19 protein-coding genes are annotated in these 20,903 nt (G+C 62.7%); 10 read left to right on the plus strand and 9 right to left on the minus strand.

The window, feature by feature from the left end; all coding sequences use genetic code 11:
• The first annotated feature begins 27 nt into the window (after positions 1–27).
• Positions 28–1,242 (plus strand): bifunctional phosphopantothenoylcysteine decarboxylase/phosphopantothenate--cysteine ligase CoaBC, encoded by a 1,215-nt coding sequence (gene coaBC / locus QD408_RS01115; RefSeq protein ID WP_414138059.1) that lies wholly within the window; start codon positions 28–30, stop codon positions 1,240–1,242.
• Here coaBC and QD408_RS01120 read toward each other — a convergent pair.
• Positions 1,229–2,041, minus strand: a complete 813-nt coding sequence (locus QD408_RS01120; protein ID WP_414138060.1) for a class II glutamine amidotransferase — start codon at positions 2,039–2,041, stop codon at positions 1,229–1,231. The genes coaBC and QD408_RS01120 overlap by 14 nt on opposite strands.
• A gap of 504 nt (positions 2,042–2,545) precedes the next feature.
• Between QD408_RS01120 and QD408_RS01125 the strand changes: the two genes are divergently transcribed.
• From QD408_RS01125 to QD408_RS01140, 4 genes are all read left to right on the plus strand, one after another.
• Positions 2,546–3,223, plus strand: a complete 678-nt coding sequence (locus QD408_RS01125; protein ID WP_414138061.1) for a FadR/GntR family transcriptional regulator — start codon at positions 2,546–2,548, stop codon at positions 3,221–3,223.
• Positions 3,220–4,509, plus strand: a complete 1,290-nt coding sequence (locus QD408_RS01130; RefSeq protein WP_414138062.1) for a CynX/NimT family MFS transporter — start codon at positions 3,220–3,222, stop codon at positions 4,507–4,509. Before QD408_RS01125 ends, QD408_RS01130 begins: the two co-directional genes overlap by 4 nt.
• A gap of 102 nt (positions 4,510–4,611) precedes the next feature.
• Positions 4,612–6,144 (plus strand): S10 family peptidase, encoded by a 1,533-nt coding sequence (locus QD408_RS01135; RefSeq protein WP_414138063.1) that lies wholly within the window; start codon positions 4,612–4,614, stop codon positions 6,142–6,144.
• 10 nt (positions 6,145–6,154) lie between these two features.
• On the plus strand, positions 6,155–6,556 hold the full coding sequence (locus QD408_RS01140; protein ID WP_414138064.1) for a GFA family protein: 402 nt from the start codon (positions 6,155–6,157) through the stop codon (positions 6,554–6,556).
• Between the two features lie 114 nt (positions 6,557–6,670).
• Here QD408_RS01140 and QD408_RS01145 read toward each other — a convergent pair whose 3' ends face one another.
• Positions 6,671–8,254 (minus strand): peptide chain release factor 3, encoded by a 1,584-nt coding sequence (locus QD408_RS01145; protein WP_414138065.1) that lies wholly within the window; start codon positions 8,252–8,254, stop codon positions 6,671–6,673.
• A gap of 90 nt (positions 8,255–8,344) precedes the next feature.
• Here QD408_RS01145 and dut point away from each other — a divergent pair, with 90 nt between their 5' ends.
• Together dut and QD408_RS01155 are read left to right on the plus strand one after the other, a co-directional pair.
• Positions 8,345–8,815, plus strand: a complete 471-nt coding sequence (dut, locus tag QD408_RS01150; RefSeq protein WP_414138066.1) for a dUTP diphosphatase — start codon at positions 8,345–8,347, stop codon at positions 8,813–8,815.
• Positions 8,815–9,714, plus strand: a complete 900-nt coding sequence (locus QD408_RS01155; protein ID WP_414138067.1) for a GNAT family N-acetyltransferase — start codon at positions 8,815–8,817, stop codon at positions 9,712–9,714. Before dut ends, QD408_RS01155 begins: the two co-directional genes overlap by 1 nt.
• A 19-nt stretch (positions 9,715–9,733) precedes the next feature.
• On the opposite strand, the gene QD408_RS01160 is transcribed toward QD408_RS01155, so the two are convergent.
• The gene (locus tag QD408_RS01160; protein WP_088684460.1) at positions 9,734–10,198 is read right to left on the minus strand and encodes an Lrp/AsnC family transcriptional regulator; all 465 of its coding nucleotides are present in this window, start codon (positions 10,196–10,198) and stop codon (positions 9,734–9,736) included.
• 112 nt (positions 10,199–10,310) lie between these two features.
• On the opposite strand from QD408_RS01160, the gene QD408_RS01165 reads away from it, so the two are divergent.
• From QD408_RS01165 to cysK, 3 genes are all read left to right on the plus strand, one after another.
• Positions 10,311–11,213: a DMT family transporter gene (locus tag QD408_RS01165; protein WP_414138068.1), complete on the plus strand. Its 903-nt coding sequence runs from the start codon at positions 10,311–10,313 to the stop codon at positions 11,211–11,213.
• Between the two features lie 133 nt (positions 11,214–11,346).
• On the plus strand, positions 11,347–11,964 hold the full coding sequence (locus QD408_RS01170) for a LysE family translocator (protein WP_414138233.1): 618 nt from the start codon (positions 11,347–11,349) through the stop codon (positions 11,962–11,964).
• A gap of 142 nt (positions 11,965–12,106) precedes the next feature.
• Positions 12,107–13,069: a cysteine synthase A gene (cysK, locus tag QD408_RS01175; RefSeq protein ID WP_088684458.1), complete on the plus strand. Its 963-nt coding sequence runs from the start codon at positions 12,107–12,109 to the stop codon at positions 13,067–13,069.
• A gap of 209 nt (positions 13,070–13,278) precedes the next feature.
• Here the strand turns inward: cysK and QD408_RS01180 are convergent, their stop codons facing one another.
• The 6 genes from QD408_RS01180 to QD408_RS01205 all read right to left on the minus strand — a co-directional run bounded on the left by QD408_RS01180 (position 13,279) and on the right by QD408_RS01205 (position 20,722).
• Entirely contained in the window at positions 13,279–14,088 is an 810-nt protein-coding gene (locus tag QD408_RS01180; RefSeq protein WP_141105665.1) for a hypothetical protein, read from the minus strand.
• A gap of 191 nt (positions 14,089–14,279) precedes the next feature.
• Positions 14,280–15,812 carry a YifB family Mg chelatase-like AAA ATPase gene (locus QD408_RS01185; RefSeq protein ID WP_414138069.1) on the minus strand — a complete coding sequence of 511 codons (1,533 nt, stop codon included), beginning with the start codon at positions 15,810–15,812 and terminating at the stop codon, positions 14,280–14,282.
• A 181-nt stretch (positions 15,813–15,993) separates the two neighbouring features.
• The gene (gshB, locus tag QD408_RS01190) at positions 15,994–16,941 is read right to left on the minus strand and encodes a glutathione synthase (RefSeq protein ID WP_088684455.1); all 948 of its coding nucleotides are present in this window, start codon (positions 16,939–16,941) and stop codon (positions 15,994–15,996) included.
• A gap of 105 nt (positions 16,942–17,046) precedes the next feature.
• Positions 17,047–18,069 carry an ABC transporter permease gene (locus QD408_RS01195; RefSeq protein ID WP_414138070.1) on the minus strand — a complete coding sequence of 341 codons (1,023 nt, stop codon included), beginning with the start codon at positions 18,067–18,069 and terminating at the stop codon, positions 17,047–17,049.
• Complete coding sequence (locus QD408_RS01200) at positions 18,053–19,588, minus strand: sugar ABC transporter ATP-binding protein (RefSeq protein WP_414138071.1); 1,536 nt, start codon at positions 19,586–19,588, stop codon at positions 18,053–18,055. The genes QD408_RS01195 and QD408_RS01200 overlap by 17 nt, the downstream gene beginning before the upstream one ends.
• 147 nt (positions 19,589–19,735) lie before the next feature.
• Entirely contained in the window at positions 19,736–20,722 is a 987-nt protein-coding gene (locus QD408_RS01205; RefSeq protein ID WP_088684452.1) for a sugar ABC transporter substrate-binding protein, read from the minus strand.
• Positions 20,723–20,903 lie beyond the last annotated feature (181 nt).

The following is a 20,903-nucleotide window of genomic DNA, read 5'->3' on the forward strand; positions in this document are numbered from 1 at the left end:
CGGTAAAAAACCGACGGGTAGAAAGCCATGGCTCTCAGCGGTAAACGCATCCTCCTCATCATCTCGGGCGGCATCGCGGCTTATAAGAGCCTCGATCTCATCCGCCGGCTGCGCGAGCGCGGCGCGAGCGTTCGTCCCGTCATGACCAAGGGCGCGCAGGAGTTCGTCACGCCGCTTGCGGTCGGCGCGCTGGCGGCGGACCATGTCTTTGTCGATCTGTTTTCGCGCCAGGACGAACAGGATATCGGCCATATCAGGCTGGCGCGCGATTGCGACCTGGTGCTGATTGCTCCTGCCACCGCCGATCTGATGGCGAAGATGGCGAACGGGCTTGCCGACGATCTCGCCTCGACCCTGCTTCTGGCGACGGACAAGCCGGTGCTCGCCGCCCCGGCGATGAATCCCAGAATGTGGGCTCATCCGGCGACACGACGCAACGCGGCGACGCTCAGGGCGGACGACGTCCATTTCGTCGGGCCGATGGCCGGTGAAATGGCCGAAGGCGGGGAAGCCGGGCTCGGCCGAATGGCGGAACCGCTGGAGATCGTGGCTGCCGCCGAAGCTGTCTTCGAGGGCGGCCGGCACAAGCCGCTTGCCGGGCGAAAGGCGATCGTCACATCGGGACCGACGCATGAGCCGATCGATCCAGTGCGCTACATCGCCAATCGTTCCTCCGGCCGGCAGGGACATGCGATCGCCGCAGCCCTTGCCAAGCTCGGAGCCGATGTGACGCTCGTATCCGGGCCGGTAACGATCCCCGATCCGGTCGGCGTCAACGTCGTGCATGTCGAGCGCGCGGAAGAGATGCGCGACGCCGTGCTGGCGGCGCTGCCGGCCGACATCGCCGTGATGGTGGCGGCGGTGGCGGACTGGCGCGTGGCCTCGGCCGCCGACCAGAAGCTGAAAAAACATCCGGGCGAATCCATTCCGACGCTGGCACTGACCGAGAACCCCGACATCCTGAAGACTGTCGGCCATCACACGATGCGGCCGAAGCTGGTCATCGGCTTTGCCGCCGAGACCCAGGACGTCGAAAGCAATGCAAAGGCGAAGCTCGAGAGGAAGGGTGCCGATATGATCGTCGCCAATGACGTCTCTCCCGCGACCGGCATCATGGGCGGCAGCCGCAACAGCGTCAAACTCATCCGCCACGACGGCGTCGAGCAATGGCCTGATCTCGCCAAGGAAGAGGTTGCTGAACGATTGGCGGCGCTGATCGCCGAGAAGCTCAGGCTGATATAGCCACGCGCTGCGGCTTTGCCGCGTTGCGTTTCCCCGGCCGGAAATCGGTAACCTCGATGCCGTTCCTGCCGATGGTAACGGCGCTGCCATCCGGAATTTCGGCCCAGGCATCGACATCGTCGTTCAACGGCTCGGAGACGAGGCAATGACCGGCGCCGACAGGAGAGGCATAGAGCGTCGGCGCCTTGCGGTCCGTGGCATAGCGGATCGCATAGAGCGATTTGCCGTCGGAGAAGGCGGCGGTGAAGCGCAGCAGGATGGAGCCGAGAGTGCTTTCGGCCAGATCCTCGACGAAGCCGACCATCTCAGCCATCGCGGCGATCGGCGTCTCGCGCAGGCCGAACTGCAGTGCCAGCAGGAACATCAGCTCGGAATCGGTCGTGCCGCCGCGGGCGTTGAACAGCTCGTCGTCGAGCATCGCCTCCATCGGCCGGCGCAGCCGTTCGAAGCCCGAGACCTGGCCGTTGTGCATGAAAGACCAGTTTTCATGGGTGAAGGGATGGCAGTTGTCGCGCCGCGTGCCGCCGCCGGTCGCGGCGCGGACATGGGCGAGGAAGAGCGGCGAACGGATCTGCCGCGCCAGGCTCTTCAGGTTGCAATCCGACCATGCCGGCAGGATGTCACGGTAGCGGCCGGGTTCGGGCCTGTCGCCGTACCAGGCAATGCCGAAGCCATCGCCGTTCGTCGCCGTCTTGGCGCGGGTGGCGCAGTGGGACTGCTCGATCAGCGAATGGGCGGGCGAGGATACCAGCTCCTCGAGATAGAGGGGATCTCCGCGATAGGCTGCCCAGCGACACATGGCTTGCTTGCTCCCGAACCCGCCGCTCGGCGGGAATACTGAAATTGTCGAACGCTGCGGCTAACAAGAGCTTAACGCTTGGCCGGTTTGCAAACGGATCATGACGGATTCGTGACCGATAACAGCTTCAAATTCGGCAAAACGCTGTGTTCTTTTGTGAACGGGACGCCGAGACCACGGCGAGCGGTTGGAAGCATTTCTGCTTGCATCTCGGAAGAATCGCTCTACCTTCAATCCATCGGCAACAGAACGAAAGGAAGGTGATCCAATGTCTAATGAGATTTCGGACCTCGTAACGGGCATGGAAGAGGTGATGAAAGCGAGGCAGCCCTCGCTCTAAGACCCGCCTTCCTGGGGCTGCATCGACAGTCCAGGCCAGTTCGAGGCCAAACTCATGGAAAGGGTCGCTGAGGCGGCCCTTTTTTATTGCCTGAATTTCGAGCGTTGACGGCGAATCCAAATTCTTCTACTCATAAAGTCATCAGATGACTTTATGAGTAGAAGATGCAGGCGCTCAGCAAGACCAACCTCGCCGACGAGGCCATCGAGGCGATCCGCAGCGACATTCTCGGCAAACGCTGGGCGGTCGGCGACAAGCTGCCGAACGAGGCCTCGCTGTCGGCCATGCTTTCCGTCAGCCGCGGCACGGTGCGCGAGGCGGTGCGAGTGCTCGTCTCCCAGGGTTATCTCGAAACCCGGCAAGGCTCGGGAACCTATGTGCGCTCGACGAGCGATGCCGCCCGGCCGCTGACGATGGCGCGGCGCGCCAGCCTGCGCGATCAGTTCGAAGCGCGCTGCGCGCTCGATGTCGAAGCTGCCCGGCTGACGGCGATGCGCAAGACGCCGGAGGTGATTGCCGATCTCCGCAGGCTGCTGAAGGAACGCGGCAGTTACGCCGGCGGCGATGAAGCCGCCTTCATCGAACGGGACCTCGCCTTCCACAAGGCGGTCATCGCCGCCTCCGGCAACCGGGCGATGATCGAGATCTACGACTTTTTCTCGGCCTCGATCGCTGACACCATCGCGGCGACGCTCGGCAAGGACATTCCCGAACCTGACATGCAGGCGCATGCCGATATCGTCGACGCGATCGAAACTGGCGATCCGAACAAGGCGGATGCGGCTGTGCGCCGCTTCATGGCGCCCGTTCTTGCCGCGCTCGATCGGATGATCCTGTCATGAACACGCCTTCCAACGATGCCGCCATCACGCTGGAGGCGGCCGACGAATTGCTGATCGACGCCGAGGCCGGCAGCCTTCCCTCGCCACATGCAACGCCGGTGCAGAGTGGCGCGGATCGGTTCCTGCTCGGCGCGAGCCTCGTGCTGATCGCTTTCAATCTGCGTCCGGTCTTCTCCAGCGCCTCGGCGCTCTTGCCGGAGATCCGCTCCGAACTCGGGCTGAGCGCACTTGGCGCCAGCCTGCTGACGACGCTTCCGGTCGTCTGCCTGGGCGCCTTCTCGCCGCTTGCGCCTCGTCTTGCCCAGCGCATCGGGACCGAACGCACGTTGCTCGGCGTTGTTCTTCTGCTTGCGCTCGGCACCGGTTTGCGCGGGCTGTCCTCCGTGCCGCTGCTCTTCCTCGGCACCGCGCTTGCGGGCGCCTGCATCGCCGTCGGCAACGTGCTGCTGCCGGGGCTGGTGAAACGGGACTTCCCCACCCGCGCCGCGCTGATGACCGGCTTCTACACGATGGCGCTCTGTGCAGGTGCGGCGAGTGCGGCCGGGCTGACGCTGCCGATCGAACATATGCTCGGCGGCTCCCTCGCGGGCGCGCTCACCGCCTGGGCGCTACCGGCTCTGATCGTCGGCCTCATCTGGCTGCCGCAGGTCCTTCGCAGCCGCGCCCAGGCAAGGCGAAACGGCTTTCGCATCGAAGGCCTCTGGCGGGACCGCCTGGCCTGGCAGGTCACGCTGTTCATGGGGCTGCAATCGGCGCTGGCCTACTGCGTCTTCGGCTGGCTCGTTCCCATCTTGCGCGAACGCGGGCTCGACGGTGTCACCGCCGGGGCGATCGTTTCGCTCTCGGTGATGGTACAGGCGGCCTCCTGCCTCGTCGTGCCGCATATCGCCGTGCGCGGCCGGGACCAGCGGCTGATCAATGCCGGCCTCTGCGGCGTCGCCGTTACCGCCCTGCTCGGGCTGCTTTTCGCACCGCTTTCGACCGTCTGGCTGTGGGCGGTGCTGCAAGGCATCGGCCAGGGCGGACTGATCGCGGCGGCCATGACGACCATCGTGCTGCGCTCGCGCGATCCCGATGTCGCCGCCCATCTCTCCGGCATGGCGCAATGCGTCGGTTATCTCCTTGCGGCCATCGGCCCGCTCGTCGTCGGCCTCATTCGCGGCTGGACCGGAAGCTTTTCCTGGTGCGCGGTTCTCTTCATCGCACTTGGGCTCGGGGCCGCGATCAACGGCTGGAAAGCCGGCCGGGCGCTGGAGGTGAATGTGCGCGCCGTCGAGAAAGTCTGAGCCGCCCTCGCGCTCACCGGTCCATCACCATCTCTTGATGCCCGTGGTCTCCGGCCGATGTTACGCTATCTCCGCCTGCATTCGCACGCCGGAGGCCATATCTTGCGCATACGACCCCTCCTTCTGCTGGCCGCACTAGCGGCGTCTCTCGCCCCTGCCCTTTCCCTGGCGCAGGAAGGCGGCGAACGCCAGGCGAATGTCGAGCGCAGCGCACGCGACGGTGTGCTGAAGCTGCTGCCGGCCGATTCCGTCACTGAGCACGAGCTGACGGTCGGCGCCCGGAAGATCGCCTATACCGCCACCGCCGGCACGCTCGATCTTTTCGGCCAGGACGGCGCGCAGACCGGCGCGATCTTCTATACCGCCTATGTCCAAAAGGACGGAGGACCCAACCGGCCGCTGACCTTTGCCTTCAACGGCGGGCCGGGAGCGGCTTCCGCCTTCCTGCATCTCGGGCTGGTCGGGCCGAAAGTGCTGGATTTCGGGGCGGAGGGGCGCGACGGCGCCCATGCGCAACTCGTCGATAACCCGCAAAGCTGGCTCGATTTCACCGATCTCGTGCTGATCGATCCGATCGGCACCGGCTGGAGCCGGACTGTCAAGGGGGACGATGCCTCCAACTATTACAGCGTCAATGCCGATGCCCAGAGCATCGCCAAGGCAATCGCGCTTTATATCGCCCACAACAACCGATCCAACTCGCCGAAATATCTGCTCGGCGAAAGTTATGGCGGCTTTCGCGCAGCCAAGGTTGCCTCGGTACTGCAGGAAAGCCAGGGCATCGTCGTCGCCGGCGCCGTCATGCTTTCGCCCCTGCTCGAGGGGCAGTTGATGTTCAATGCCGATCAGTTCGCGCTCGGGGCGGCACTCGAACTACCGTCGCTGGCCGCGGCCAGGCTCGACCGGGAGAAGGCCTTTGACGAAGGAAAGCAGCGCGAAGCCGAGACCTTTGCGCTCGGCGACTATCTGACGACGCTCGCCGGTCCGCCGCCGGAGGGCGCCGAAGCCGACGCCTTCTACGGCAGGATTTCCCGGCTGACCGGCATTCCCCAGGATATCGTCGCCCGCAACCGCGGCTTCCTTGGCAATTCCTTCGTCAAGCATTCGGATGCGGGGAGCGGCGAGGTGATGAGCTCATACGACGCGTCCTTTGCCGCACCCGATCCCTATCCGGAATCGGATTACGACCGCGGCGACGATGCCATTCTCGACGGTTTCACCCGCGCCTATGGCGGCGCCTTCGCCGACTATGCCCGCAACGAACTCGGCTTCAAGACCGAAATGACCTATACGCTGCTCGACAGCGATATCAGCCGGCGCTGGGAATGGGGCGGCGGCCATGGCGGCGGATCGCGCTTCCAGGCGAGCGCCACCGACGACGTCAGGCAGCTGCTCGCCTCGAACACGGCATTCCATCTCCTGATCGCCCATGGCTACAGCGACCTGGTGACGCCTTACAGCGTCAGCCGCTATGTGGTCGACCATCTGCCGCCGTCGCTTGCCGCCGGCCGCGTCAGTCTGGAACTCTATCGCGGCGGGCATATGTTCTACACGAAAGCCGATCAGCGGGCCGCCTTCACCGCGGACGCCAAGGCCTTCTATGCCGCACGCCCGGCCGCGCAACCGGCGGACTGAGGAATTGCCGATGCACATAACGGGAGGATGCCATTGCGGGGCGATCCGCTATCAGGCGGAGATCGAACCGGAGCGGATATCGATCTGCCACTGCACCGATTGCCAGCGGCTGACGGGGTCCGCCTATCGCGTCACCGCGCCGGCGCGGCCGGGAAGTTTCGGTCTCATCGCCGGTGAGCCGAAAAGCTATACGAAATACGGCGACAGCGGCGGTCTCAGCCGGCAATTCTTCTGCCCGAACTGCGGATCGCCGCTCTACCGCACGGACGCGGAAGGCGGTGCGATCGGCATCCGCCTCGGCGGCATCGATCAGCGTCGGGAGCTGACGCCCAGAAAACAAATATGGTGCCGATCGGCCCTGCCCTGGGTCGAGAATATCGAGCCACTGCCGCGGTTTGACGGAGCGGATTAGCGGGACGAGGGCGCTTGGGCGCTGCGGCAGGCCGCTAGGCTTATTTCAGGCAGCACAACGATCAGCACCTCAGGATGAGGCTGGAGAGAGGGCGCGCGGATAATTGCCCTGGGCTCACGCCGCCTTGGCGGCGTGATATTCCTTGATCGCGACCATCTTGATCGCCGGATAGCGCTCCGCCTCGTAACGCAGCGAGAATGCGTCCTGGGCGAGGAAGACCGGGTCGCCGTCGAGATCGCGGGCGATATCGCCTCGCTTGACGGTGAGGAATTTGTCGAGATCGGCCGGCTGATCGGACGAGATCCAGCGGCAGACGGAGAAGCGCGACATTTCGAAGGAAACAGGCAGGCCGTATTCGGCCATCAGCCGTTCCTTCAGCACGTCGAGCTGCAGGGCGCCGACGACACCGACAATCGCCGGCGAGCCGTCTTCCGGCGAGAAGAGCTGGACGACGCCTTCCTCGGCCATCTGCTGCAGGGCTTCCTTGAGCTTCTTCGCCTTCATCGCATCTTCGAGGCGTACGCGGCGCAGGATTTCCGGCGAGAAGTTCGGCACGCCCTGGAAGACCAGCGATTCACCTTCGGTCAGCGTATCGCCGATCCTGAGCGTCCCGTGATTGGGAATGCCGACGACATCGCCGGCATAGGCGGTATCGGCGAGCTGGCGCTGCGAAGCGAAGAAGAATTGCGGCGCCGTCAGGCCGAGCTGCTTGCCGGTGCGGGCAAGCCTCGCCTTCATGCCGCGCTCGAGCTTGCCGGAGCAGATGCGGGCAAAGGCGATACGGTCGCGATGGTTCGGGTCCATGTTCGCCTGGATCTTGAAGACGAAGGCCGTCATCTTGTCGTCGGTCGCATGCACGGTCCTGGTATCGGCGACCTGGTCGCGCGGCGGCGGCGCAAATTCCCCAAGCGCGTTGATGAGATCGCGAACGCCGTAATTGCGCAGCGCCGAGCCGAAGAAAACAGGCGTCATATGACCTTCGAGGAAGGATTGACGGTCGAAAGGACGGCAGGCCTCGATCGCAAGCTCCGTCTCGTCGACGAAGGCCTGGCGCTCGTTTTCCGGCAGCCTGTCCGCGATTGCCCGCGGACCGTTGACCGGCGTGGTCTCCACCTCGGTATCGGAACCGCGGGCGGTGCTGTTCGCCAGGTGATAGGAGCCGCAGAAGGTCTTCGAGCGGCCGATCGGCCAGGTGATCGGCGCCGTATCCAGCGCCAGCTTCTCTTCCACCTCATCGAGGATTTCGAAGGGATCGCGGCTTTCCCTATCCATCTTGTTGATGAAGGTGATGATCGGGATGTCGCGCATGCGGCAGACTTCGAAGAGCTTCAGCGTGCGCGGCTCGATGCCCTTGGCGGCATCGATGACCATGACGGCGGCATCGACGGCCGTCAGCGTGCGGTAGGTGTCGTCGGCGAAATCCTCGTGGCCTGGAGTATCGAGGATGTTGAAGACATTGTCGTTATATTCGAAGGTCATCACCGAGGTGACGACGGAGATGCCGCGCTCGCGCTCGATCTTCATCCAGTCGGAGCGCGTCTGCATGCGATCCTTCTTCGCCTTGACTTCGCCGGCAAGCTGAATGGCGCCGCCGAACAGCAGCAGCTTTTCCGTGAGCGTCGTCTTGCCCGCGTCCGGATGGGCGATAATAGCGAATGTGCGGCGGCGGGAGACCGCCTCGGCGAGGCTTTCGGCCATGATGTGAATCCTGTGGAATTGCGGCGTATCTAGCGATTAAACCCCGGCAATGCAATTGACCTCGCCCTTCGAGACGCAAAGTAATGGGCCATGACCATTCATCACGACCTCAGCCCGACGCTGAACCTCATCCGCCTGGCCAATGGCGCGGGCCTCGACCTGCCCGCCTATGAGAGCAAGGGCGCGGCCGGCATGGACCTGCGCGCCGCCGTCGACGACGCGGCTCCGCTGACACTGCTGCCCGGCAAACGGGCGCTGGTGCCGACCGGCTTCATCTTCGAAATCCCCGAAGGGTTCGAAGGCCAGGTGCGGCCGCGCTCCGGCCTTGCCTTCAAGCACGGCATCACCTGCCTGAATTCGCCGGGCACCGTCGACAGCGACTATCGCGGCGAGGTGAAGGTGCTGCTCGCCAATCTCGGCGAGGAAGCCTTCATCATCGAGCGCGGCATGCGCATCGCCCAGATGGTGATCGCGCCAGTGACCCAGGCGCGGGTGGCCGAGATCACAGAGGCCAGCGAAACCGCGCGCGGCGCAGGCGGCTTCGGCTCCACTGGCGTGTGATGACGAAGCGCCTCGACAGCGCGGGCCTGAGCTTTCGTCAGGATTATTTCGCCGATCCCGCCGGCTGGTCGGCGCTGGTTCGCCTGCTTCAGGATATTTTCGGCATCGATATCGGGCCGCTGAAACAGCTTGGCGGCCCCGATCCCACCAGCATGCCCTTCGGCTGGTTCGATGCCAAAGGCGAGCTTGCCGCCAATATCTCGGCCTTCGCGCTGCCCTTCGTCATCAACGGCCGGAACGTCCATGCCGCCGGGCTGCAATCCGGCGCGGTGCGTCCGCCATGGCGCGGCCGCGGGCTCTACCGCGACCTGACGGTAAAAGCGCTCGACTGGTGCGACCGGCAAGGTTTCGAAGCCGTCATCCTCTATACCGACAAGCCGTCGCTTTACGAACCTTATGGTTTTCGCTCGATACCATTGCATCGATACGAGGGCATAGCACCAGCGGCCTCTTCCGCGCTGCGGCCTGCGCGACTGCTTACACCGACCGATCCTGACGATCTTGCTCTTCTGCAATCGCTGCTGAAAGGACGGAGCCCGGTTTCGAATTCGCTGGCTGTGTCGAACAATGCGGCGATGTTCCTGATCAATACCCGCCTTGATCCCGATGTGCGGATCAGTTTTCTGCAAGATAAGCAGGCGGCAATCGCCTGGAAGACGGACGGGTCGGGACGCTTCGGCCTCATCGATGTCGTTGCAACGGAGATACCGCCGCTTGCGATGATCCTCGGAGGATTGGAGGTCGCCCCGACCTTCATCGACGTGTTTTTCCGCCCGGACAGGCTCGATTGGGACGGTGTTCCGCTCCCCTTCGAGAGCGGGACCGTGCTGATGGTGCGCGGCCTTGGCGACACCAGCGTGGATTTTCCGGCAATGCTCTCGCCGATGGCGGATTTTTAAGGCCCGGCTCAGCCAGCTCCTACATTTTCCGTGAAAGCGGCGGCAGGCGGCGTTTGACGGGCGACGACTTGATCATCGAGGTGTTGGTCTCCGCCTTTTCCGCGACCCTGTCCAGAATGCCGTCCAGTTCCCCCATGGAGCGGACGACCAGGCGGGCGATGAAGCAATCCTCGCCTGTCACCTTGTCGCATTCGACGATTTCGGGAATGTCCTGGATGATGCGCTCGACGATATGCAGCTGTCCCGGCAGCGGGCGCACCCGCACGATCGCCTGCAGGGGATAACCGACGGCGGCGGGATCGAGATCGATAGTGAAGGCCTTGATGACGCCGCGCTCCTCCAGCCGCCGCAGGCGCTCGGCGGCACTCGGCGAGGAGAGGCCTGCCTCCTGCGCCAATTCCTTCAGCGAGATCCGCGCATTGCCGGCCAGCGCCTCCAGAATGGCCTGATCGACCTCATCGAGTGATTGCGCATCATTAGTCATTCTGATCACTTTTCATATTATTATTAGGCATGAAAGCCAATCTACCTTTTCATTATTATATAAAAACGGCTTCCCTCGCAATATTCTCCTATCGTCGAAAACGGAGGCAATCATGGGCAGCGACATTAAAAGAGGCTCAGCGGAAATGACGGCGGCGATGCTGATCTCGGGGACGATCGGCTGGTTCGTCGTCATGTCCGGCCAGCCGGTCAGCGGCGTGGTCTTCTGGCGCTGCCTGTTCGGCGCGCTCACGCTGCTTGTGATCTGCGGAGTTCTCGGGCTGCTGCGGCCCGGCATCATCACGCTGCGCATCTTCGGCATCGCCGTCTTCGGCGGCGTCGCCATCGTGGTCAACTGGCTGCTGCTCTTCGCCTCCTATTCGCATGCGACGATCTCGGTCGCCACGACCGTCTACAATACCCAGCCCTTCATGCTGCTCGTGCTCGGCGCGCTTTTTCTCGGCGAGAAGATCACCGCCGCCAAGCTGTTCTGGCTGGCGCTCGCCTTCGCCGGGATGACGGCGATCGTGCAGGCGAAGCCCGGTGCGGGCGGCGATGCGTTCGACGGCTACGGCCTCGGCATCCTGATGGCGCTTGGTGCGGCCTTCTTCTACGCACTCGCGGCGCTGGCGGCGAAATGGCTGAAAGGCACGCCGCCGCACCTGATCGCGCTCATCCAGGTTGCGACCGGAATGCTGATGCTGGCGCCGATGACCGATTTTTCCCATCCGCCTGCCGATATGGGGGGCTGGGCGATCCTCATTACCATCGGCGTCGTCCATACCGGGCTGATGTATGTGCTGCTCTATGGCGCGATCCAGAGGCTGCCGACGCATCTCACAGGCGCCCTCTCCTTCCTCTATCCGATCGCCGCGATCGTCGTCGACCGGCTGGCTTTCGGCCACACGCTGCAGCCGATCCAGATATTAGGCGCCGCCACCATCCTGCTTGCCGCCGCCGGCATGAATCTCGGCTGGACGCCACGCTGGCTGCGGCCCCGGGCGCTTCAGAACTGAGCCAGGCATGTCGCATCGAATTTGGTTCCGCCAACCCATTCCTGATGGTTATGGACCGATCAGCGCCACGGCATTGATGAATGCCACGACGCCTGCTTATAGAGAAATCCACGCGAACCTCGTGGATATGAAGATGAGCCTGACCGCCTTGCTTGCCTATGCCGGAGCGCTGTTCATCGCCGCAGCCATTCCCGGACCGGGGATCACGGCGATCGTCGCCCGCGCGCTTGGCTCGAATTTTCGCGAGACCTTCTTCATGGGCCTCGGCCTGGTGCTCGGCGACATGATCTATCTCACGGCGGTCATTCTCGGCCTTGCCTTCGTGGCGCAGACCTTCGTCGAGGTGTTCATCGCCATCAAGATCGCCGGCGCCCTCTATCTCGGCTATATCGCCTGGAAACTCTGGACGGCGGGACTGCTGCCGCATGACATTGCGGCGGGAAAATCCACCAATATCGGCATGTCCTTCCTTTCCGGCCTGCTGGTGACACTCGGCAATCCGAAGACGATGCTCTTTTACGTCGCCCTGGCGCCGACGCTGATCGATATCGGCAATATCGGGCTCGGCGATTATGCGATGCTGCTTGCCGCGACCTTCGTGGTGCTGATCGTCGTGCTCGTGCCCTATATGCTGCTTGCCTCACGCGCCCGCACGATGCTCAAGAAGCCGCGCGCCTTGCAGGCGCTGAACCGGGTGGCGGCCGGCATCCTCGCCGGCACGGCCGCCTTCATCGCCACGCGGGCGGCCTGAAATAAACATTCGGCAAGAAACGGTTTTCAAAGGTTTTTTTCTCCGCAGCCCGCGCCCCTGACGTGAACGCGGTCTGGCCTCATTCGGCTTTTGACCCTATTCTCCTCCCGATTTCAGAACCGTATTGCAAAGGGAGAGCACCATGTCGCACAAGCCCGGCCGCGGCCGCATCTATTCCTCGATCACCGAAACCATCGGCAACACGCCGCTCGTGCGCTTCGACAAGCTGGCGCGGGAAAAGGGCGTCGTGGCAAACCTGATCGGCAAGCTCGAATTCTTCAACCCGATCGCTTCCGTGAAAGACCGCATCGGCGTGGCGATGATAGAAAGCCTCGAAGCACAGGGCAAGATCACGCCTGGCAAAACGGTGCTGATCGAGCCGACGTCGGGCAATACGGGCATCGCACTCGCCTTCGCAGCCGCCGCCAAGGGCTACCGACTGATCCTCACCATGCCGGAGACGATGTCGGTCGAGCGCCGTAAGATGCTGGTGCTGCTCGGCGCCGAACTGGTGCTGACCGAAGGCCCGAAGGGCATGAAGGGCGCCATCGCCAAGGCCGAAGAGCTGGCCGCCTCCCTTCCCGACGCGATCATCCCGCAGCAGTTCGAAAATCCCGCGAACCCCGAGATCCACCGCCAGACGACGGCCGAGGAAATCTGGAACGATACGGACGGCACCGTCGATATCGTCGTCTCCGGCATCGGCACCGGCGGCACGATCACCGGCGTCGGCCAGGTGCTGAAAAGCCGCAAACCCGAGATCCAGATCATCGCCGTCGAGCCTGCCGATTCACCCATCCTCTCCGGCGGCAACCCCGGCCCGCACAAGATCCAGGGTATCGGCGCCGGCTTCGCGCCGAAGATCCTCGACACCGGCATCTATGACGAAGTCGTCACCGTGACCAATGACGAAGCCTTTCAGCAGGCGCGCCTCATCGCACGGCTCGAAGGCGTGCCGGTGGGGATTTCCTCGGGTGCGGCGCTAACGGCTGCGATCAAGGTCGGCAGCCGGCCGGAGAATGCAGGGAAGAATATCGTCATCATCATCCCGTCCTTTGCGGAGCGGTATTTGTCGACCGCGCTGTTTGAGGGGCTGGGGAACTGAGGCGGGATGCTGGCTGGGAATGGTCCCGGTCATTCATCTTTCCAGATATCGGGGCGCTTCGGCGCCCCGTCTTGTTGGGCCGCGGCGGTCAGGCGCTCATCGCATACGAAATCACCTATCGTAACTTGTTTTCTTGTGCGATCTGCTCCTCTTGGCTACTGCTTCGCATTGGCGTCGTGGATTGAAAGCCCCTCTACCGGTCACTCGGGCTATTTACCAAGGAGTCGCTGAAAGCCACCAAACTTCAGCACATCAAGGAAGTGCTTGAAGGTCGCAGTGCCGTTCTCGACGGACGTTATATGCATGTGCACCTTGTCGCCCTCGCTTCGATCTTCGCCAAGGTAAAACTGGCGAGGAAAGCTACGAGCACCTGTCATATCTACGAAGATCGAGAGCCCAAACAATTCGATAACGAAGCCATCGTCGTGCCCCGCCGGATGAGGTCTACCTATCTCCGTAACATCAATGCTCAATGAGCCGTCAGTCATCCAGTGCCGATAATACCCGAGGATCATTACACCAGTAGGATCACGACCGAACCTCCCCAGTGCATGAATGCTCGCTTCAAGCAGGGCATGACGATATGGATCGAGAGCAATTTTTGGGTGTCGCGGAGAGATAACGAACCGGTATATGCAGATCAGGATAGCCAGCCGCAGCTTTGCTGCATCAAAGGGCAACCAAATTCCTCGGTATTTTTCGGAGGGCGGCTCTTGCAGCTGTCGGTAATGGCACCCAATCCACGCCTCCACAAACTTGATTAATGCCGCGTCATATGGCCCCAGTGCTCTGTCGCAATCCGAGCACAATATACCGGGATCGAAGAAGAGAGTATTGCGCTCTCTATCGTTTTCTCGATGGTTCACATCGAGAAAGTGAAATGCAGGATTTCTCGGGTCATCGGTAACGAACTTGCGCAAGCCGTTTGGAAACAAATGAGCGTCGCAAAGCTTCTTTACTTCACCACACAGGTGGCAGGCAGCCACGACTTTGACAGGTTTATTTCGTCTCTGAGCCAAAAGTTGACAACCTAATATTTATTGGCGCCTAGCAATGCCGCCACCGCTTAATCATGCGAACCCTGCTCCGACTGATCGACGCGTAAGATTGACAATCACTCGCATTGCTGGCGGCGCCAGCAACGGGCACTCTCTCGGCAGCGCTGAAAACTTCAGGCCTTGGCGGGTAGGCGCTTCAGCGCCGCTTTCTCTCACGCCGCAGCCGTCAATCTCTCTCCTGCAATACGATAGGAGATCGCCTCAGCCAAATGCATACGGCCAACCGTCGGCTTATCATCAAGATCGGCAAGCGTGCGGGCGACCTTGAGGACGCGGTGGTAGCCGCGGGCGGAGAATTTCATTTTCTCGGCGGCGTCGCGCAGCAGTTGCAGGCCGCCGGCGTCGGGTTCGGCGAGTTTTTCGATCATCGCAGTGGAGCAGCGGGCGTTGGTGCCGATGCCCTTTGCACCGGCGCTTTCGAAGCGCTCCTGCTGGACTTCGCGGGCGCGGGCGACGCGGCGGGCGACGTCGGCGCTGGCTTCGGCCGCCATCGGGCGGATGAGATCGGCGGCGGAGACGGCGGGCACGTCGATGCGGATATCGATGCGGTCCATCAGCGGGCCGGAGATACGGGCCTGGTAATCGCTCATGCAGCGCGGGCCGCGGGCGCAGGTATGGCCGGGCTCGCCCGCCATGCCGCAGCGGCAGGGGTTCATCGCCGCGATCAGCTGGAATTTGGCGGGATAGGAGACGCGGTGATTGGCCCGCGCGATGACGCATTCCCCGCCTTCGAGCGGCTGGCGCAGCGCATCGAGCGCCTGCGGCGTGAATTCGGGAAACTCATCGAGGAAAAGCACGCCATGATGAGCAAGCGAAGCCTCGCCCGGACGGGCGCGCAACCCGCCGCCGACAAGGGCAGCCATGGTGGCGGAATGATGCGGGGTGCGGAAGGGACGGCGGTCGGAAAGCTTGCCGCCGGTGAGCTGGCCGGCGATGGAATGGACCATCGAAACTTCCAGCAACTCGGCGGGCGAAAGCGGCGGCAGGATCGATGGCAACCGGGATGCCAGCATCGACTTGCCGGAACCGGGAGGACCGACCATCAGAAGATTATGACCGCCGGCGGCCGCGACTTCGAGGGCGCGCTTGGCGCTTTCCTGGCCCTTGATCTCGGCAAGATCAGGCAGGTTGGCGGCATTGGCGCGGATCGACGGCTCCGGCCTAGACAGTACCTGCGTGCCGCGGAAATGATTGGCAAGGGCGATCAGGCTGCGGGGCGCGAGAATATCGACATCGGCACCCGCCCAGGCGGCTTCCGCGCCGCTTTCGGCCGGGCAGATCAGCCCCTTGCCGAGCGCATTGGCGCCGATGGCGGCCGGCAGCGCGCCAGCAATGGCGGCGATCGTTCCATCGAGATTGAGCTCGCCGACGACGACAAAATCCGACAGCGCATCGGCGGGTATGGCGCCGAGGGCCGCCATCAGCGCGAGTGCGATCGGGAGATCGAAATGCGAGCCCTCTTTCGGCAAATCGGCGGGCGCCAGATTGACGGTCACCCGCTTGGCCGGCAGCGCCAGGCCGGAGGCGTGAAGGGCGGCCTGCACGCGCTCGCGGCTTTCGGCCACCGCCTTGTCGGGCAGGCCAACGATCTGCATTCCCACCTTGCCGGGCGCGATCATGACCTGGACCTCGACCGGCACGCCTTCGATACCCTGAAATGCGACCGTACTGACGCGCGCGACCATCCGCCTACCCCTTGCCCCTGCAAACTTTTACTTACCGCCCTGCGGCCTTAAGGCCAGCGGTTGCAATCTTGCATGGAAAATGGAATAAAACAAGAACGATAAAAGAACATATTCGGAGCAGTCGCCGTGACGCGGTTGTATCCGGCCACGGCAGCGAAGCGGGCGGGTAAAGGCCGCGATCTCAGCCGCGCTTGCGCTCGATCGCATCCCAAAGCAAGGCTGCGATATCGGCGCCGCCGAACTTCCTGACCTCGCGGATACCCGTCGGCGAAGTGACGTTGATCTCGGTCATGTAATCGCCGATCACATCGATGCCGACGAGCAGGAAGCCGCGCTCGCGCAACGCCGGGCCGATGCGGGCGCAGATCTCCTTTTCGCGCGGCGTCAGCTCGGTCGCCTCGGCGCGGCCGCCGACATGCATGTTGGAGCGGCTGTCGTGCTCGGCCGGTACGCGGTTGATCGCGCCGGCGAATTCGCCGTCGACCAGGATGATGCGCTTGTCGCCCTTGCGCACGTCGGGCAGATATTGCTGGGCGATGAAGGGCTCGCGGAAGAGCTGGCCGAACATTTCGAGCAGCGAGGAAAGGTTGCGGTCGTCGCGGGTCGAGTGGAAGACGCCGGCGCCGCCATTGCCGTAAAGCGGCTTCAGGATGATATCGCCCATCTCGTCGCGGAAGCGGCGGATTTCGGCCGGGTCCTTGGTGATCAGCGTCTTCGGCATCAGGTCGGAAAATTCGGTGACGAAGATCTTCTCCGGCGAATTGCGCACCCAGGCCGGATCGTTGACGACGAGCGTCTTCGGGTGGATGCGCTCGAGCAGATGCGTCGAGGTGATATAGGCCATGTCGAAGGGCGGATCCTGGCGCAGCAGCACGACATCCATGGTCGAGAGATCGACGCGCTCCGGCGCGCCAAGCTCGAAGTGATCGCCCTTGACGTCGCGCAGCACCATCGGCTCGACGGTGGCAAAGAGCTTGCCGTCACGGAAGCTCAGCCGCTCGGGCGTATAGTGGAACAGCCTGTAGCCGCGCGCCTGGGCTTCCAGGCTCATGGCGAAGGTGGAATCGCCTGCGATATTAATGCCGGCGACATGGTCCATCTGGACCGCTACATTGGTGATCTTGGCCATTTCCGTCCCTCGCTGAATGCCGGACAGATGTAGGTCGGCGAGATATCAAACGCAACGGCCAATCGGGGCTTCCGATCGGCCGTTATCCATGCTCGCATCTGCGGATCAACGCGTTTCGAGGATGCGCATCAGCCGGCCGCGATAGCTGTCGAGAATGACGGCGAGCACGATGACCGCACCTATGACGATCGGCTTGATGTTGTCGTCGGCACCGAGCAGCTGCAATCCCGTCGACAGCACCTGCAGAATGCAGGCACCCACCAGCGTGCCGATGATCGAGCCCTTGCCGCCGGAGAGGCTGGTGCCGCCGATGATGACGGCGGCGATGGCATTCAGCTCGTAGCCGATGCCGGCGACCGGGCTGCCGACATTGAGGCGGAGCAGATAGACCATGGCTGCGATGCCGGCGGTCAAGCCGGAGATCGTGAAGACCGCGATCTTGTATTTTTTCGGCGCATGGCCTGACAGCCGCACGGCCTCTTCATTGGTGCCGATCGCGAAGACGAAACGGCCGAAGACGGTATAGCGCAGCACGAACCAGCCGATGAGGACGACGACGATGGCAATCAGGAAGATCGAGGGGAAGATGCCCCAGAAGATCAGGTTGCCGAAATCGACGAAAGGCTGCGGCAGGCCGGTGATCGTGGAGTTATCGCTGACCACGCGCGCCAGGCCGCTCGCGACGTTCAGCATGCCGAGAGTGACGATGAAGGACGGCAGCTTCCACTTCTCGCAGATCCAGCCGTTGATGGCGCCAAGGGCGGCACCCGTGCCCATCGACGCGAGGCAGGCGAGAACGATTGCCTGCCATGGCGAAAGCGCCGGATTGATCATGATCGTCGCGCCGATCACCGTGCAAAGGGCAAGCAGCGAGCCGACCGAAAGATCGATGCCGCCGACGAGGATGACGAAGGTCATGCCGGCGGCAAGCACGGTGTTGATGGCGATCTGCACGAAGATCTTCAGAAAGTTCTCCGGCGTGGCGAAATAGGGCGCCGTCGCCGAGAAAAACGCCAGGATCAGGATGAGGGCAATGGCGACGCCCGCTTCCTTCATCGAGATGCGGATGAGCTTGTCCCAGAAGCCCATCTCTTTCGCCTCGGTCTGTTTTTCAATGCTGGCGGACACGGCTGTACTCCTTGTAGGCGAGCGAAAGGATCCTGCTCTCGTCGAAATCTTCCCGGACTATTTCACCTGATATCTTGCCGTCGGAGAAGACGATGATGCGATGGCAGATGCCGATGAGCTCCGGCAGATCGGAAGACACGACGAGGACACCCTTGCCCTCGGCCGCGAACTTCCACAGAAGCTCATAGATCTCGGCCTTGGCGCCGACGTCGATGCCGCGGGTGGGTTCATCGAAAATCAGGACCTTGGGACCGCGAAACAGCCATTTGGCGATGACGACCTTCTGCTGGTTGCCGCCGGAAAACGTCCTGACGGCCTGGCGGATGGACGGGGTCTTGATCCTGAGCTCGCGCACCAGGCGCTCGGCGTGACCATCCTCCGCCTTGCCGCTGATCAGGCCATTGCGGGAGATCTTGGCGAGATCGGTGATGGTGGCGTTTTCGGCGCAGCTCATGTCGAGCATCAGGCCCTGCATCTTGCGGTCTTCGGTCGCGAGACACAGCCCGGCCGCAACGGCATCCTTGGGCGAATTGATCTCGACCGGTTCGCCGTTCAGGCGGATTTCGCCGGCTGCCTTGGCGTCCGCGCCGAATATGGCGCGAACCGCCTCCGTCCGGCCGCTGCCGACGAGGCCGGCAATGCCGACGATTTCTCCCTTTGCCACGGAGAAGGACAGTTCCGGGCTGTTGCGCGTCACCTTCAGGCGGGAAACGCCGAGCGCCTCGCCGGATACGGCGCTGTCGCTGCGGAAGACGCCGTGATCGGAAAGCTTACGGCCGACCATGAGCTCGACGATGTCAGGGATGGCAAGTCCCGACAGCGGGCGGGTGATCACGTGCTGGCCGTCGCGCAGCACCGTCACATCGTCGCCGACTTCGAAGATCTCCTCCAGCCGGTGGGAGATGTAGAGCGTGGTGACGCCTCGGTTCTTCAGGCGCTTGAGAATTTCGAAGAGGCGGTCGACCTCCTTGGAGGTCAGGGTTGCCGTCGGTTCATCGAGAACGAGAAGCTTGCTTTCGTAGCAAAGCGCCTTGGCGATCTCGACGAGCTGAAGCTGCGCGACGCTGAGGCGGCTCGCCAGCGTCGTCGGCGCGACATCGAGGCCAACCTCTTCCAGGAGTTCGGAGGCCCTCTTGTTCATCGCCTTGTAGTTCACCAGTCCATATCGGCGCGGCAGATGCTCGAAGAGCAGGTTTTCCGCGACCGTCAGGTTGGAAAGCGGATGCAGCTCCTGGTGAATGACGCGGATGCCGGCCCTGAACGCCTCCAGGGGCGAGGACGGATGATATTGCTCGCCATCAAACAGGATGTGGCCGTCATCCGGCCGGAAGACGCCGCCGAGCAAATTGATCAGGGTCGATTTTCCCGCGCCGTTTTCACCGAGAAGAACGTGCCCCTTGCCGCGGCCGATCCGCATGGAAACATCCTTGAGCGCCACGACGCCGGGGAAGCGCTTGCCGATTCCTTCCAGCTTCAGGATGTCGTCATCTGGTGCGTCTGACACGTCGGCCTCATGCATGGTCTGTTCAATTCGGAATGTTGCAGCGCCGTTTATGCGTAAAGGGACACGCGGCGCACGTCCCGAGGCCGAAAGCAGGCCTCATCGGGAGCGGTTGGCGCCAGCCATCGGCCGGCGCCTCCTTTACCTTGCAGTCGGCAATCCCGATTATTTGAGATCGGCTGACGTGACGAGCTTGACGTCGGTCTTGACCCAGCCGGTGAATTTCTCGCCGGCAAGTTCACGCATACCATAGTCGATGCCCATGACCGCCATCTGTGCGCCATACTGCTCGACGGTGGCAAGCATCTTGCCATCCTTGATCAGCGGCTGCACCGGCGGAATGTTGTCGAAGCCGACAACCTTGATCTTGCCGGCCTGGCCAGCGGCATCGAGAGCCTTGACGACGCCCAGCGCCATGGAGTCGTTGGCGGCCATGACGCCTTGAATATCCTTATACTTCGTCAGGAAATTCGTCATGACGGTGTTGGCTTCTTCCGTCTCCCAATGGGCGGTCTTGCTGTCGAGAAGCTCGAGCTTGCCCGTCTTGACGGAATCCATGAAGCCTTCCTTGCGCTCCTTGGCATTGTCGGCCTCGGGGTTGCCCTCGAGGATGACGACCTTGGCGCCGGGGCCAAGATCCTTGGCCAGCGCATCGCCCGCGAGCTTTGCGCCTTCCTTGTTGTCAGGCCCGAAGAAAGCGAGATCGATCCCGGCCTTCTTCTTGGCATCGGCATCGAGCGGCACGTCGATGTTGATGACCTTGACGCCGGCCTTCACAGCTTTTGCCAGCGGGGTCGCCATCGCCTTGGAATCGGCGGGCGCCACGACGATGATGTCGTATTTCTGGGTGACGAAGTTTTCGACGGCATCGACCTGCGCGGCGAAATCACGCTCGTCCTTCATGCCGACGGCCTTGAAATCGAACTTGTCCTTGTTCTCGGCCGCATATTTGTCGGCGCCGGCCTTCATCTGCTTGAAGAACTCATTGGACAGAGACTTCATGATCAGGCCGACCTTCGGCTTTTCGGCCGCAAAGGCGGGCGATACGCCGCAGGACAGCGCAAGCACCAGGGTACCGGCGAGGCCGAGCTTCAATGCGGCACGGCGCGGCGCACTGGCCAAGACGGATTCACGCTTCATAGATTTGGACATTTTTTCCTCCCGAACGGCTCTGGGCTCAGCTCCATCTGAGTTGCCCTCGGTAATGAACCGTTTCCAACATCATCTGGGTAGCACGCCCTCGAAAATTGTCAAGTCGCCGATCGGAGGCCAAACTTTGCCCGGAATTGACATGTTCGAGGTATTTTACAAATATTGCGATGAACCGGTTCCA

The organism is Rhizobium sp. BR 249 (assembly GCF_047445895.1).
Lineage (GTDB): Bacteria > Pseudomonadota > Alphaproteobacteria > Rhizobiales > Rhizobiaceae > Rhizobium.

Bases quoted from the DNA above. Each gene is read 5' to 3' on its own strand.
- QD408_RS01155 (WP_414138067.1), top strand. From the start codon at position 8,815: ATGACGAAGCGCCTCGACAGCGCGGGCCTGAGCTTTCGTCAGGATTAT.
- cysK (WP_088684458.1), top strand. From the start codon at position 12,107: ATGTCGCACAAGCCCGGCCGCGGCCGCATCTATTCCTCGATCACCGAA.
- QD408_RS01160 (WP_088684460.1), bottom strand. From the start codon at position 10,198: ATGACTAATGATGCGCAATCACTCGATGAGGTCGATCAGGCCATTCTG.
- QD408_RS01140 (WP_414138064.1), top strand. From the start codon at position 6,155: ATGCACATAACGGGAGGATGCCATTGCGGGGCGATCCGCTATCAGGCG.
- QD408_RS01205 (WP_088684452.1), bottom strand. From the start codon at position 20,722: ATGTCCAAATCTATGAAGCGTGAATCCGTCTTGGCCAGTGCGCCGCGC.
- QD408_RS01125 (WP_414138061.1), top strand. From the start codon at position 2,546: ATGCAGGCGCTCAGCAAGACCAACCTCGCCGACGAGGCCATCGAGGCG.
- QD408_RS01120 (WP_414138060.1), bottom strand. From the start codon at position 2,041: ATGTGTCGCTGGGCAGCCTATCGCGGAGATCCCCTCTATCTCGAGGAG.
- QD408_RS01200 (WP_414138071.1), bottom strand. From the start codon at position 19,588: ATGCATGAGGCCGACGTGTCAGACGCACCAGATGACGACATCCTGAAG.
- coaBC (WP_414138059.1), top strand. From the start codon at position 28: ATGGCTCTCAGCGGTAAACGCATCCTCCTCATCATCTCGGGCGGCATC.
- QD408_RS01170 (WP_414138233.1), top strand. From the start codon at position 11,347: ATGAGCCTGACCGCCTTGCTTGCCTATGCCGGAGCGCTGTTCATCGCC.
- gshB (WP_088684455.1), bottom strand. From the start codon at position 16,941: ATGGCCAAGATCACCAATGTAGCGGTCCAGATGGACCATGTCGCCGGC.
- QD408_RS01185 (WP_414138069.1), bottom strand. From the start codon at position 15,812: ATGGTCGCGCGCGTCAGTACGGTCGCATTTCAGGGTATCGAAGGCGTG.
- QD408_RS01165 (WP_414138068.1), top strand. From the start codon at position 10,311: ATGGGCAGCGACATTAAAAGAGGCTCAGCGGAAATGACGGCGGCGATG.
- QD408_RS01145 (WP_414138065.1), bottom strand. From the start codon at position 8,254: ATGGCCGAAAGCCTCGCCGAGGCGGTCTCCCGCCGCCGCACATTCGCT.
- dut (WP_414138066.1), top strand. From the start codon at position 8,345: ATGACCATTCATCACGACCTCAGCCCGACGCTGAACCTCATCCGCCTG.
- QD408_RS01130 (WP_414138062.1), top strand. From the start codon at position 3,220: ATGAACACGCCTTCCAACGATGCCGCCATCACGCTGGAGGCGGCCGAC.